The 13,764-nt window shown below is 58.3% G+C and carries 11 protein-coding genes and 1 pseudogene; 5 read left to right on the forward strand and 7 right to left on the reverse strand.

Features of this window, described 5'->3' with window-relative positions:
• Positions 1-81: 81 nt before the first annotated feature.
• Positions 82-873, forward strand: coding sequence for a xanthine dehydrogenase family protein subunit M (locus GOW09_RS14445; protein WP_171119327.1), 792 nt, complete (start codon positions 82-84; stop codon positions 871-873).
• A 258-nt stretch (positions 874-1,131) separates the two neighbouring features.
• Here GOW09_RS14445 and GOW09_RS22870 read toward each other — a convergent pair.
• The 3 genes and pseudogenes from GOW09_RS22870 to GOW09_RS14460 all read right to left on the reverse strand — a co-directional run.
• Positions 1,132-1,269, reverse strand: a pseudogene (locus tag GOW09_RS22870) (FAD:protein FMN transferase); the annotation flags it as partial.
• A gap of 310 nt (positions 1,270-1,579) precedes the next feature.
• A complete protein-coding gene (locus tag GOW09_RS14455) occupies positions 1,580-3,406 on the reverse strand; it encodes a BCCT family transporter (protein WP_152460331.1) in 1,827 nt (608 codons plus the stop codon).
• Between the two features lie 423 nt (positions 3,407-3,829).
• Positions 3,830-4,774 (reverse strand): PDR/VanB family oxidoreductase, encoded by a 945-nt coding sequence (locus tag GOW09_RS14460; RefSeq protein WP_171119328.1) that lies wholly within the window; start codon positions 4,772-4,774, stop codon positions 3,830-3,832.
• Positions 4,775-4,914: 140 nt separating this feature from the next.
• On the opposite strand from GOW09_RS14460, the gene GOW09_RS14465 reads away from it, so the two are divergent.
• The 4 genes from GOW09_RS14465 to GOW09_RS14480 all read left to right on the forward strand — a co-directional run bounded on the left by GOW09_RS14465 (position 4,915) and on the right by GOW09_RS14480 (position 8,657).
• A complete protein-coding gene (locus GOW09_RS14465) occupies positions 4,915-5,820 on the forward strand; it encodes a LysR substrate-binding domain-containing protein (protein ID WP_171119329.1) in 906 nt (301 codons plus the stop codon).
• A gap of 103 nt (positions 5,821-5,923) precedes the next feature.
• Entirely contained in the window at positions 5,924-7,081 is a 1,158-nt protein-coding gene (locus GOW09_RS14470) for an aromatic ring-hydroxylating dioxygenase subunit alpha (RefSeq protein WP_171119330.1), read from the forward strand.
• 259 nt (positions 7,082-7,340) lie between these two features.
• Positions 7,341-7,580, forward strand: a complete 240-nt coding sequence (locus tag GOW09_RS14475) for a hypothetical protein (RefSeq protein WP_171119331.1) — start codon at positions 7,341-7,343, stop codon at positions 7,578-7,580.
• Positions 7,581-7,625: 45 nt separating this feature from the next.
• Complete coding sequence (locus GOW09_RS14480) at positions 7,626-8,657, forward strand: GlxA family transcriptional regulator (RefSeq protein ID WP_171119332.1); 1,032 nt, start codon at positions 7,626-7,628, stop codon at positions 8,655-8,657.
• Here the strand turns inward: GOW09_RS14480 and GOW09_RS14485 are convergent.
• Genes GOW09_RS14485 through GOW09_RS14500 form a run of 4 tightly spaced genes read right to left on the reverse strand, consistent with a single transcriptional unit; the run spans position 8,616 to position 13,673 of the window.
• Positions 8,616-9,179, reverse strand: coding sequence for a sarcosine oxidase subunit gamma (locus tag GOW09_RS14485; protein WP_171119333.1), 564 nt, complete (start codon positions 9,177-9,179; stop codon positions 8,616-8,618). The genes GOW09_RS14480 and GOW09_RS14485 overlap by 42 nt on opposite strands.
• Positions 9,172-12,126 carry a sarcosine oxidase subunit alpha family protein gene (locus GOW09_RS14490; RefSeq protein WP_171119334.1) on the reverse strand — a complete coding sequence of 985 codons (2,955 nt, stop codon included), beginning with the start codon at positions 12,124-12,126 and terminating at the stop codon, positions 9,172-9,174. Before GOW09_RS14490 ends, GOW09_RS14485 begins: the two co-directional genes overlap by 8 nt.
• On the reverse strand, positions 12,123-12,410 hold the full coding sequence (locus tag GOW09_RS14495) for a sarcosine oxidase subunit delta (RefSeq protein WP_171119335.1): 288 nt from the start codon (positions 12,408-12,410) through the stop codon (positions 12,123-12,125). Before GOW09_RS14495 ends, GOW09_RS14490 begins: the two co-directional genes overlap by 4 nt.
• 12 nt (positions 12,411-12,422) lie before the next feature.
• Positions 12,423-13,673 carry a sarcosine oxidase subunit beta family protein gene (locus GOW09_RS14500; protein WP_171119336.1) on the reverse strand — a complete coding sequence of 417 codons (1,251 nt, stop codon included), beginning with the start codon at positions 13,671-13,673 and terminating at the stop codon, positions 12,423-12,425.
• Positions 13,674-13,764: the final 91 nt, after the last annotated feature.

A 13,764-nucleotide genomic window follows, 5' to 3' on the forward strand; every position in this document is an offset into this window, starting at 1 on the left:
ATGACGCAACCAATAACGACCCCCGGGATATTTACAGCCAGATGAAGGGCGGATCCGCGCCTTTCGGAAAGGAAAGACGAAATGTACAGTTTCGAGTTTGAGAAACCCTCGACCATTGCTGATGCGGTTGCTGCACTGGCCGCCGAGGATGCGCAGGCGTTGGGGGGCGGACAGACGCTGATCCCAACATTGAAGCAACGGTTGGCGGCCCCGTCCAAGTTGGTGTCGGTCAGCGGAATTCCCGAGATGCAAGGCGTTTGCATCGAGGATGACGGATCGGTGTCGATCGGTGGCGCGACGCCCCACGCTGTCGTCGCCCGCGAGGCCGCAGGGTCGTATCCAGCGCTTGCAGCGCTGGCCGGTCAGATTGGCGATCCGGCAGTCCGCAACCGCGGGACGATTGGCGGCTCGGTTGCCAACAATGACCCTGCGGCCTGCTATCCGGCAGGCGTATTGGGATCAGGGGCGACTATCGTGACCAATACGCGCCAGATTGCCGCCGATGACTTTTTCCAGGGAATGTTCACGACAGCTCTGGATGAGGGTGAAATCATCACATCAATCCGTTTCCCGGTACCGCAAGCCGCGAGCTACCGGAAATTCCTTCAGCCAGCGTCGCGTTTTGCGCTTGTTGGGGTCTACCTGGCTCGCTTTGCGGACGGCGTACGCGTCGCGGTTACCGGCGCGAGCGAGGACGGCGTTTTCCGGTGGTCCGAGGCTGAACAGGCGCTGAACAAGGAATTTCGCCCTGATGCCCTTATGGACCTGCGTGTAAATCCGGCGAACATGATTGCGGATCTGCATGGGAGCAAGGCGTATCGAGCCCATCTTGTTTCCGTCATGACCAAACGCGCAGTTGAAGACTGCTTGTAAAGAATTGGTCGGTAAAATCGAAAAGTCCCGGTGTGATCCGGGGCTTTTTATCCTTGCAGTGTCACCACTTTTCCATTGGGGCGGACACAGATCGCGATGCACTCGCCGGCTGCCCGCGCAAGGGTCGCGGCTATTTCTGCCTCGGAAGCATGACAGAATGCCGTTGAAAGCGCGTCTGGCGTCGTAGCGTCCGGTGCCGGGACTGGACGTAGCAATGGCGCTGTCTTTCAAATGCGTGACTTCGACAAGTCCGTGCACTGGATCCGAGACGCCCAGCAGCCTCTGATGGCCGCTTGCATAACACTTTCCGATATTGACCAGAACCTTGTCCCACCCGGCTTTGCGCAAGGCGCAAACAACCAGATCGGTGGCGAAACCTTGAGCGATGCCGTTCAGGGTAAGCGCTAGTCCCTGCCCATACCACTAAGGCGGCCCTGCAACCAAAGTTGCAACCGCAAGGACATCGACCTTGGCGGGTGATGCGGCCCTCGCCGGTCCGGTGTGCAAACTGTCACCACGTCAGCCAAGGGCGGCGGACGTACGGGGTATTCGGCCGGTCGACAAGGGGCAGGTTGGTTCGCCGATCAGTGCGGCTTTGGCCTCGGGGTGATATTGGGGTTTTTCACGTCAAAGGCGACACTTTGCCCAATAAGAACAGGCCGCCCAGATGGGGGCGGCCTGACCAGGTTTTTCTTGTGCCTACGCCTTACTCGGCTGCCTGCGTGCTGCTGGCAGAGTGCTTGTCACGCTGACTGTCGCGGAACAGCGCCTTGGCCAGCGATACGCACATCAAGCCCATCACCATGGTGAACGGAAGCGCGCCGATGATCATGGCATTGCGCAGCGCGTCCATAGGGTTGTTTTCACCCGCCGCCAGGATCAGCGCACCGATCACTGCCGTCAGGATCACACCCCAGATGATGCGGTGCTTGATACCGGTTTCCTGGCTACCACCTGACATGATGGTGTTCATCACGAGAATGCCCGAGTCCGCCGAGGTCACCAGGAAGGTCATGATCAGGATCACGCACATGACGTTCAGCATGGACAATAGCCCACCGTCGATCATGTAGGACAGTGTGGTGAACAGCTTGTTGGTGTTCGATGCACCGATGATCGCGCCTTCTGCCGCGCCTGCCAGTTCCAGATCGATCGCTGTGCCGCCGAGAACGGTCATCCAGGCAAAACACACCAGTGCAGGTGCGAACACGCAGCCCAAGATGAACTCGCGGACGGTGCGACCTTTGGAGATGCGCGCCAGGAACAGACCCACGAAGGGCGAGAACGCGATCCACCATGCCCAGTAGAAGGTGGTCCAGCCTGCCTGCCAGCCGAATTGACGACCTTGCTCACCCGCAGCATAAGCCGCGGCCAAGGTTGCTTCGTCCAACTCGGCTGCTGCACCTTCCAGACCGCTTTTGAAGCCGTCGAAGCTGCCCCAGGCGTTGGTCGCCCCACCCATCAGGTCTGCGGCATGTGCTTGCGCCTCGGCCGGCAGGGCCGCTGCGAATGCTTCGGCCGACAGCGGACCATAGGCGTTAAAGCTGAGTGACAGGAAGTGCAGGATGTAATCGACCATGGCAGTACCATAAGTGGTCATGGCAAAGACAAACGAGCCGAAGACCACGAAAGTGCCCAGCAAGATGATCGACAGCACCAGATTCAGGTTGGACAGGTACTTAACACCCCGGCCAACACCGGATACCGCCGAAATGATCGACAGGCCCATGATGACGACCAAGCCTGAAATCAGACCAACCTTGCTGGGGGTCGGCACCTCGCCGCCCAAATCCATGATCCACTGCATGCCGGTGATCGCATAAAGTCCGTCGATGAACTGGCTGACGCCATAACCGATGGTTACGGACACACCGAGGATCGTCGCGACAACGCCCAGAACGTCGACCACGTGGCCGAAAAAGCCGTTGACGAAACGGCCAAACAGCGGAGTCAGCGCCGAGCGGATCGTCAAAGGCATGTCGCGTGTGTAAGCGTAGTAAGCCAACGACAGGCCGGTCACCACGTAGATCGCCCAGGCGTGGAAGCCATAGTGTAGAAAAGTGAAGCGGTACGCCGATTGCAATGCCTCAGGTGTGTTACCTTCGACCGCGCCGGAAACGACAACCGGGTTAGATCCCCAAAGGCCCAGCGGTTCTGCTGTGGCGAAAACCATGAGCCCCACACCAAGACCGGCACCGAACATCATGGAAAACCATGAGAAGTTCGAAAACTCGGGCTTTTCCCCCGGCGTTCCCATGATCCGACGACCCGTGGACGGAATGATCGCAACAACGGCCAGGAAGAAGAAGAAAAAACCGACAATGACGATGTAGAAGCTGTTGAAGACCTCCAGCAACTGGCTGTTCAGGCTGCCCAATGTGCTGTTTGCATTCGCTGGGAAAACCAGGGCCCACAGGACCAGCCCGACCATGATGGCCTTGCTGATCAGGGCAATTGGGACGCTGTAGTTTTCATAGAATCCGGAATCAGCCGTTTCTATTTCAACGTCCGTGAAAGGTTCGGGTATCGACATATCGCGCGTTCCTCCTCGAGTGTGTCGTTTTTGTTCTTCTGAAAAAGTGCTGGAAAACATCGCGTTGCACGACGTGGACAATCATGCACGTTGCACAAACCGATGCTGAGTTGTGTTCAGCCCAAACTTGGGCTTGCAGTAATAACGCGTGCTCCCATTACGTCTCTTACTGCAAATTTCCTCCGATTACTTGCTGCCTGCTGTCATCACCGGTCCTGGTGGTAAGTCAGCCTGAGGTTGAAGATCGTCGCAGCATCCAAAGTGGTTGTTGGGTTTCCAGTTTCGAAAAACCTATAGCAAGGGTGAGATGTTCTAACTTGAGAATCCGACACTTCGATCACATGAAGCGACCACCGAATTCACTCGATTGCGATGTTAGCGAGAACACTACGGCGACATGATTTGTTGTGACCACTGCGTCCTTCACAGCTTCAGGACCAGTTTATCGGACTTGGCCCGCGAAACGCAGGTGCACAGGAATTCGTGGCTTTCCTGCTCTTGCGGTGTGAGTATTCCGTCGCGGTGATCGACCTGCCCTGACACTACGTCAACAATGCATGACCCGCACAACCCTTCAGAGCAGCCGAAATCGACATGCACGCCGTTGCTTTGCAATACTTCGAGAATGGTTTCCTCCTTTCCAACCGGGTAGACCGCGCCGGTTGACTGGATTTCGATCTGAAATTCCGCGTTTGGGTCGTGGTCGATGTCAGAGGCGGGTGCAAATCGTTCAAAATGGATTGCCCCGCCACGCAAGGATGCACCTGCTTCCAGAACAGCATTCAGCATCGGTTCAGGTCCGCAGGTATACACATCCGCACCGACGGGCATCGATTGCATGACCGATGCCAGATCAAACCTGCCGTCTGTGTCATCGCAATGCAAATGATACCATTCATCAAGCCCAAGGGCCCTGAACTGCGCGTCCATCGCTGCAAATTCTTTCGATCTTACAAGGTAGTAGACCCGAAAATCCTGCCCGCGGTTCATCAGTTCCCGCGCCATTGCAACCAGCGGAGTCGCCCCGATGCCGCCTGCGATCAACGTGACATGCCGATCGTGGTTTTCGAGTTTGAAGTGATTCCGCGGCCCGCCGATTTCGACCATCGCCCCTTCTTGAAGCGCGTGCATGGCCACCGAGCCGCCACGCCCTTCATCTTCGCGTTTGACGGCGACATTGATTACACGGCCGTCCTGACTCCAACTCCACAGTGAATACTGCCGCACCAGATCGTCGGCCAGATGGATATCGACATGTGCGCCGGGTTGAAGGCTTGTGAAGCGGCCGTTTTCGATTTCAAAGCAAAAATCGGACGTGTCCGGGCTCAGCCGTGTTTTGCGCACGAGGCGGGCAACTTGTGTATCCATCACACATCCTGTTCGTTCTCGGTCGACTTTGGTTCTGTACCCGATCGCAAACAACAGGAAAAAACATAGATTTCAATTGCAAAATTTCTCACATTCGGATGAATGTAACTCACCTCTACCTTTTGAGCAACGCAGCACCCATGTCACGACGCCACTATAATCTTCCACCACTCACGACTTTGTCGGCCTTCGAGGCCGCCGCGCGGCATCTCAGCTTCAAAGAAGCGGCCGGCGAACTGTCGGTTACGCCAGGCGCTGTCAGCCACCAGATAAAAGCGCTGGAAAGTGAACTGGGTTCGGCACTGTTCGTCAGAAAGCACAGGGGCGTAGAGCTGACCGAGGATGGCCAGGACCTGTTTGAAGTGCTCGGTACGTCGTTCCGGCAGATATCGAAGGTGCTTGAAAAGATTCGAAGCGGCGATTCAGAAAATCCGGTGACGGTCGGGTCCACTACCGCTGTGGCGGCGTTGTGGCTTTCTCCGTCGGTCATCCGGTTCTGGCAGGACTACCCGCACGTAAAAGTGAACCAGATGGCGCAAGACAAGCCATTCTCGGACAGACCGGATATCGACTTTTTCATCCGTTACGGTCGTGACGTGAACTCGCAGCTGAACCATACTAAACTGTACCGTGATACTCTGACGCCGGTCTGTAGCCCCGAGATGGCCATGGAACTGAAGGGGGCAAGCCTTGAAGACCTGGTCGAACGTCGCCTGATCCACCTTGAAACGCAGGACAACACCTGGACCACTTGGCCGTCTTGGTTTCACGACCTCGGATATACCGGAGTTGTACCGGTGCAGTCGCGCGTAAACAGCTATGCGTTGGCGTTGCAGTTGGCCCGGAAAGGGGCCGGGCTTGCATTGGGGTGGAAACGCTTGATCCAGCCCATGCTGACATCAGGAAAACTTGTTGCGCTGGAAGAATTCAGCCTCCCTGCCCCGAACAATTTTTACCTCGTCGGTCGCCCGGACGACCAACTGACAGAAGGTGCCCTGGCGCTGAAAAACTGGTTGCTGGATGAATTGTCCGGGGGTTCGGTTTAGTCTGCCTCAATCGGCCATGAGGTTTTTTGATATTGAATGAAGCCGGCTCGACCGGCCAATGGGAGTAACGTTCAACACATTCCGAATTACTCAGGAGCAACCGATGAACAAGCATTCAGCGCTTTCGTCTGTTCTGACCCCGGTAAACACCGCCAAGGGCCTGCCGAACGAGCATTATATCGATCCCGATGTCTTCGCCGAGGAACGGGAGGCGGTCCTGTTCGCGAACTGGTCGGGCATCGGTTTTGGCAAGGACATTCCCGAAGCGGGAGATGCCTTTCCGATCGACTTCCTCGGTGTGCCGCTTCTGATGGTGCGCGACCGTGACGGGCAGATCGGCGTTTTCCAGAACACCTGCCGCCATCGCGGAATGATTTTGGTCGACAAGCCGCAGAAAATCCGCGGCGCGATCCGATGCCCCTATCACAGCTGGTGTTACGGCCTGAATGGCGAACTGCGCACTGCGCCGCATGTCGGTGGCCCCGGACAGAACACACATGAAGATCTGGACTTTGCTGAACTGGGCCTGATCCGCATTCGTTCCTATGTCTGGCGCGACGTTGTCTTCGTAAATGTGGATGGCAACGCCCCGGAGTTCCAAGAGGTCCATCGCGAATTGATGGAACGCTGGAAAGATTTTGAACAGCCCATGTATCATGGCGGTGCCGGCGCGTCTGTCCGGCTCGAGCTGGAGTCGAACTGGAAACTGGCGGTCGAAAATTTCTGCGAAAGCTATCACCTGCCCTGGGTTCACCCGGGTCTCAACAGCTATTCGCGTCTGGAAGACCACTACGACATCAATGAACTGGGCAAGTATTCGGGTCAGGGCACCTACGTCTATCGCCAGTTTGAAGGTCAGAACGGCGAAAAACTGGATGACTTCCAGAATCTGAGCGAAAAGTGGAACGAAGGGGCGGAATACATCGTCGTGTACCCGAACACCTTGCTGGGTGTTCAACGCGACCATGGATTTGCCTTCATCATCGATCCGATCACGCATGAGCGGTCGAACGAAAGGATCGAGCTGTACTACGCCAAAAAACCGGAAGACGCACCCGAGCACGAAGCGTTACGCGCAAAGAACGCGCAGCTTTGGAAAACCGTTTTCGAAGAGGATGTGTTCGTGGTCGAGGGCATGCAGAAAGGCCGTCATGGCGTCAAATTCGACGGCGGCCGTTTCTCGCCCGCGATGGATGGCCCAACGCATTGTTTCCACCACTGGGTGGCCACTCAGATCGAAAAAGCCCGTGCCGAGGCATAGGCGGCTTTCCGGCCGGATCATGGGCCGAGGGCGCCACGGATGTATCCTGCTCGGTCATTTGCAATCAGGAACATCGCAGATGCAGGCGATGTTCCGCGATCGCGCAAAGACGCATGCGGATGCGTCTGATGGGTTCATCAAGGGCCGGTCCGCATCGTTAACGGCGCTGAGAAATCAGAACTCAGGCGCAAAAAGGTAGAAAGCGTATGATGATTACGTACAGACCAACACACGTCGCGTTTCCGGTAAGAGGCTGACCTTGGATCTGCAAGAACTCGACAAGCACCTGTTGCAGGCTCATGCGGATAATGATGTGCCTGCGCTGATCCGGCTGTACCACGAGGCAGCCGACCGGGCCGAGCAAAACCAGGATCTCGACGCTGCTTGTTTTTACCTTACACATGCGTTTGTGTTCGCGCTGGAATACGGCGCGCCCGAAGCGGATGAGTTGAACCGAAAACTATACGAGCGCGGCCGCGCCCATCGTTTGGTGTTCTGACGAAATCGGTTTAGTTGGGGTATCGTGCTGGCAAAGAGACAAAGCATGACCCATTTTACCTTTCTGTGCCTCGAAGATTTCCCGCTTGCTGCCTTGTCCATGGCCATCGACCCACTGCGCGTGGCCAATGAGATCAGCCGCAGCGATGGTCTTGGCTGGACTGTCGTTTCGGAAGATGGGCAACAGATCATGTCCAGCTCACGCCTCAGCATCAACCCTGACAAGGCATTGTCCGAGGTGGAGGAAACCGACGTCGTGCTGGTCTTTGCCGGGGCCTCAGCCCGGTTGAAGGATCGCAAGGCTTCGGGCGGAGCGCTGCGGCGGCTTTTGTCCCGTGGCGCGCGGATCGGTTCGGTCAGCGGCTCACTTTTTGCGCTGGCGGAAGAAAAGTTCTTCGATGGTTACAGCTGTAGCGCGCATTTCTGCTATACTGCTGCTTTGAAGGAACAATTCGACAGGGTGAACCTGTGCGACACGCTCTATACGATAGATCGCAACCGAATGTCCTTTGCCGGGACTTCAGCGGTTTTTGAATTCATGCTGGGCGTGATTTCGGATGAGGTGTCCGATGCGGTTGCCGTCGAAACGGCCTGCTGGTTCCAATACGCGACTTTGCGTGATGCCGATACATTGCAGGTTTTGCCAGGCTACAGCAAAAATCAGACCCGCAATGCCCTGCCGCGCCCGGTTCGGCGGGCCATCGAGTTGTTTGCAAACAACATCGAAAACAAGATCTCGATCGAGCAGGTTTCGAAACGCGTTGGCATGTCCATCCGGCAATTGGAGCGGCATTTCAAGAAGGAAACCGGGATCAGCCCCGGAGGCTACTATCGCAGGCTGCGACTGGATGCGGCGCGGCAGAAACTGCTTTACACCGACCAGCCTTTGCAGGAAATCGCGCTTTCGGTCGGGTATGACAGCGCCAGCTCGTTTTCAAGCAACTATCGGCGCGAATTCGGTCTGCCGCCGACTCAGGAGCGCAAGGACCGAAGCCGCGGCGCCAGACACGCGGCTTTGTCCTTCGGGCACCGTCCTTCACAGGGCCCTGGCCACCTCGATCAGCATGTGGTGAACTGAAATCGCATAGCTGCGTGGCGCGTAGATCGAAAAATCCGTTCCCGCTTCATTGCAGCGCAGCAGGCATCCCACATGATGGATTGCGGTGCGGTTGAAGGCTCCGGCCTGCATCTGTTCGACATCCAGAACGGTCAGTCGTTGCAGCAAGCCTGTTGCACCCTGCCCGGTCATGTCGATGCGTGTAAACGCGTCCGACTGATCGGTCACCGACGCTATGCCGGCTAGCTCGGCTTCCATACACCTGGCCAGGTCCAACGGGCCTGCAAAAGCTTCTTCGCACAGGTACTGATCCGGGCCCAGCCAGTGCAGGCTGCTGGTTTCGCCCTTTTCCCACCGCCCCGCCTCAGGCGCCGGGATTCCGCAAACGGTTTGAAGTTTGGCTTTGACGGTTTCCTCCTGTCCCAACCGGGCCGAGACGGATGCCAGCGCCACATCCTCCCGTTCCTGAAAGGTCAGAGTTCCGACCACGTCCCGTTTGGGTTCACTGCCGCCAATGGCGGTCTTGGTAACAAAATCACGCACGGAGCCGTTCTCCTTCGGGGTCAACGAAATGCGCGCTGACAAGCGTCGCTTTGATGTTGGTGTCATCCACCGGGCTGACAATCTGCACGGTGTCGCCCAATCGCTGCGCCCCGCGTTTTACAAAGGCCAGGCCGATGCTGCTGGACAGGTGCGGCGAATAGGCAGCCGATGTGACATAGCCCAGATCGTTTTCCGGCAGGTGTGGCGCATCCTCGTCGAACACATGGCCGCCTGCCAGCACGGTATCGGCGTTGTTGACCGGCTGAATGCCGACCAAAGCCAGGCCATCCGGATCGGTCAGTGCTTCGCGTGCGCTGAGCGTCGCACCGATACTGTCTTTCTTGGCTGAGACCATGCGCCCCATGGCCAGATTGTGGGCGCTGGTGGTTCCGTTCAGTTCGTTTCCGGTGGCATGGCCCTTTTCAATCCGCAGAACGCCAAGCGCTTCGGTGCCATACGGCGTTACGCCAAAGGGCTCTCCAAGCGCCATCAGATGTCGGATCAGCGCGTCACCGTACCGGGTAGGCACAGCCAGCTCATAGGCCAACTCGCCCGAGAACGAGATGCGGAAAAGCCGCGCCGGGATCCCCCCGGCAATGGTCACCTCGCCACACGCCATAAAGGGAAAACCTTCGTTGCTGATGTCATGGCCGTCATCAACGACCTTTTGCAGCAACTCGCGGGATTTCGGGCCCGCTATGGCATATTGTGCCCAGGCGTCGGTGGTCGAAATCATCTGCACATCCATGTCCGGAAACAGGCATTGGCGCACGAACTCCATGTGGCGATAGACACCAACCGCGTTTGCGGTTGTGGTGGTGACCACAAAGTGATCCTCGGCCAGGCGGGCGGCGGTGCCGTCATCCATGGCAATACCGTCTTCGCGCAGCATCAGACCATAACGGGTCTTGCCCACCGGCAGTTTGGCAAAGCCGTTGCAATAGATCTTGTTGAGGAACTCTGCCGCATCCGCGCCCTGCACGTCGATTTTGCCCAGCGTGGTCACGTCGCAGACGCCGACACCGCTGCGTACGGCCAGAACCTCGCGATCCACGGACTCGCGCCAATGGGTCTCACCAGCCTTGGGGAACCATTGCGCACGCAGCCAGGGGCCCACCTCGACGAATACCGCGCCCTGTTCTTGGGCCCATTGGTGGCTGGGCGTCAGTCGCGTAGGTTTGAATTCTTTTCCGACCGAGCGCCCGGCCCAGGCCCCCATCGCCACGGGCGTGTACGGTGGCCGGAAGATGGTCGTGCCGGTTTCGGGAATGCTCTTGCCGGTGATCTCGGCCATCACGGCCAGCGCGCCGACATTCGCGGTTTTGCCCTGATCCGTCGCCATACCAAGGGTGGTATAGCGTTTCAGATGCTCGACACTGCGGAAGCCTTCCTGTTCGGCCAGTTTGACATCCTTGACGGTCACGTCATTCTGGAAATCCAGCCAGGCGCGGCCTTTGCCGGGCACATGCCACAACGGGGTGATACGGATCTCATCATCCTCGGCTTTCGGCAGGTTGACCGGACAGGCCCTGATCCCCAGGCCGTCAAGCGCCGCAAGTGCCGCATTGGTGCCCGAGGCGACCGCCCCGTGGCTGGTCAGGTTGCCAGCGGCGGCACCGGCGACAACCATACCCTTCGGCAGTTCGGCCGGCGGGATGAAGGTTGCAAGCGGTTCGAACCATTGCGGGCGACCGCGTTGGTGGCATGTCAGTTGCACATTCGGATTCCACCCACCCGAAACGCCCAGACCGCTTACTTCGATGGGGCGGGTCTGACCATCGGCCATCTGCACGGTGATCGATTTCAGCCCCAGACGGCCCTGCGTGTTCGTGACCTGCGCCCCGGCCAGCAACTCACATTCGGCGATGCGCGGTGCATCGTGGCGCGGGTCGATCACGGCAACAACCTTGATCCCGGCTTTGATCAAATCCTGTGCGGCGCGGTGTCCTTCATCGTTGTTGGTGAAGATCGCCACGCGCTGGCCCGGCGTCACAGCCCAGCGGTTTGCATAGGCCCGCATCGCGCCCGCCAGCATTATACCCGGACGGTCGTTGTTTTCGAAAGCAATCGGACGTTCGGTAGAGCCGGCACAAAGCACCGAGTGTTTCGCGTAAATGCGCCACAGAATCTGGCGTGGTTTCCCCGCTTCGGGCACTGCAAGGTGATCCGAGACCCGCTCAAGCGCGCCGTGAATGCCGTGATCATAGGCACCGAACACGGTGGTGCGCGTCAGAAGGCGCACATTGTCCATCGACGCCAGCTCTCCCAGTGTCTGCGCGACCCAATCCGCATTCGAAATGCCCTCGAACCGGTCACAGTCAGACAACAGACGCCCACCCATCCGGCTGTCTTCGTCGGCCAGAATGACCCGCGCGCCAGACCGCGCCGCCGTCAATGCTGCGATCAGGCCGGAAGGACCGGCACCGATAACCAGGACATCGCAATGCAAATAGCCCTTGTCGTAGATATCCGGGTCAGCCTCCTGCGTCAGGCTGCCCAGACCGGCCGCCTTGCGGATCATAGGTTCATAGAGCTTTTCCCAGAACGCCTTGGGCCACATGAAGGTCTTGTAATAGAAACCCGCCGTCAAAAACGGTGAGAGCCGATCATTGATCGACAGAGCATCGAAGGCGAGCGAGGGCCAGCGGTTCTGCGATGCCGCCTCGAGCCCGTCGAACAACTCGACCGTGGTCGCGCGTGTGTTGGGTTCCTGCCGGTTGCCCGTGCGCAGCTCGACCAGCGCGTTGGGCTCTTCCGAGCCCGAGGCCAGCACACCGCGTGGGCGGTGGTACTTGAACGAGCGGCCAACCAACCGCACGTCATTGGCCAGCAGAGCCGAGGCCAGCGTATCACCCTGATAGCCTTCGTAGGATTTGCCATCGAAGGTAAAGCGCAGCTTTTTGGACCGATCGATCAGACCGCCCTGCAAACGATTGTTCTGGGTCATTTTCCCCGCCCCGTCTTGCGGGCTACATCCCGCGCCAGTTCTGTTGCCAGAATTTCATGGGTCAGCGTGTCGCGTGTCACAACAAGCCACGAGCGGTCGCCCTGCTCGTGAAACCACAGCTCTCGGTGGGTTCCTGCCGGGTTGTCGCGCAGGTAGAGATAGTCGTGAAACTCAGCGGCGGCCGTGTCGGATTGCCAGTCGGGCCGATTGATCAGGCTCGCGTCGCCCAGATAGGTGAATTCGGACGCGTCACGCGGGCCGAGCAGTGGATGATTGATGATCATGTGCGGGCCTCCTCAGTGCAGGTTGGGCTGTGCGCCCACGCCTTTTTCGTCAATCATCCGCCCGGTTCTGAACCGGTCCAGACGATAGGCAGTTGCAACGTCATGCGGTCGGTCGGTGGCCATCAGATGCGCGAAACAAAAACCAGATGCTGGGGTTGCCTTGAACCCGCCGTAGCACCAGCCACCATTGAAATAGAGCCCTTCAATTCCGGTGTGATCTATGAACGGCGAACCATCCATCGACATATCCATCACGCCGCCCCACATCCGCAGCAGGCGCGCGCGGCCGATCATCGGCATCAGGGACATGCCGCCTTCGGCCACGTCCTCGACCACGGGCAGGTTGCCGCGTTGTGCATAGGTATTGTAGCCATCGATATCGCCGCCAAAGACCAGACCGCCCTTGTCCGATTGGCTGACATAGAAATGTCCGGCGCCATAAGTGATCACCCCGTCAAGCACCGGTTTCAGCCCTTCGGTCACAAAGGCCTGTAGCACGTGGCTTTCGATCGGCAGGCGCATCCCCGCCTGTGCCATCACGCGCCCGGAAGATCCGGCAACCGCCACGCCCACCTTCTTGGCGCCGATGTAACCCCGTGTGGTTTCAACGCCCAGCAGTTTTCCGTTTTCGATGCGGAACCCGGTGACTTCGCAATTCTGGATGATGTCGACCCCCCGTTGATCCGCGGCACGGGCATAGCCCCAAGCAACACCGTCATGACGCGCCGTACCACCGCGACGATGCAACAGACCGCCCTTGATCGGAAAGCGCGCATCGTCAAAGCTCAGGAACGGATACATCGCACGAACGCCCTCTGCATCCAGCAGTTCCGCCCCAGAGCCGGTGAACATCATCGCGTTGCCACGACGACGATACGCGTCACGCTGCGCGTCTGTATGACAGAGGTTCAGAATACCGCGCTGACTGACCATCGCATTGTAGTTCAGGTCCTGTTCAAGATTTTCCCACAGTTTCAGCGACAGCTCATAGAATGGCTGGTTGCCATCCAACAGGTAATTGGCGCGAATGATCGTTGTATTGCGCCCGACGTTGCCGCCACCGATCCAGCCTTTTTCCAGAACCGCCACCCTGGCGGCGTTGTGTTCCTTGGCCAGATAGTATGCCGTCGCAAGGCCGTGACCGCCGCCGCCGATCACGATGAAATCATAGCTTGATTGAGGCTCGGGATCGCGCCAAGCCGGTGTCCAGCCCCGGTGCCCTTTCAAAACCTGCCGCATGATCGCGAGTGCCGAATACCGCATGAATATGTGTCCTTAACCCTCAGTGCGCCGAAGCATCATGTGCCGCCGGGAAAGCCCCAGTCACGACGTAATCCGTCACGGAGTTTATCGG

Source organism: Ruegeria sp. HKCCA5463, assembly GCF_013034175.1.
GTDB lineage: Bacteria > Pseudomonadota > Alphaproteobacteria > Rhodobacterales > Rhodobacteraceae > Ruegeria.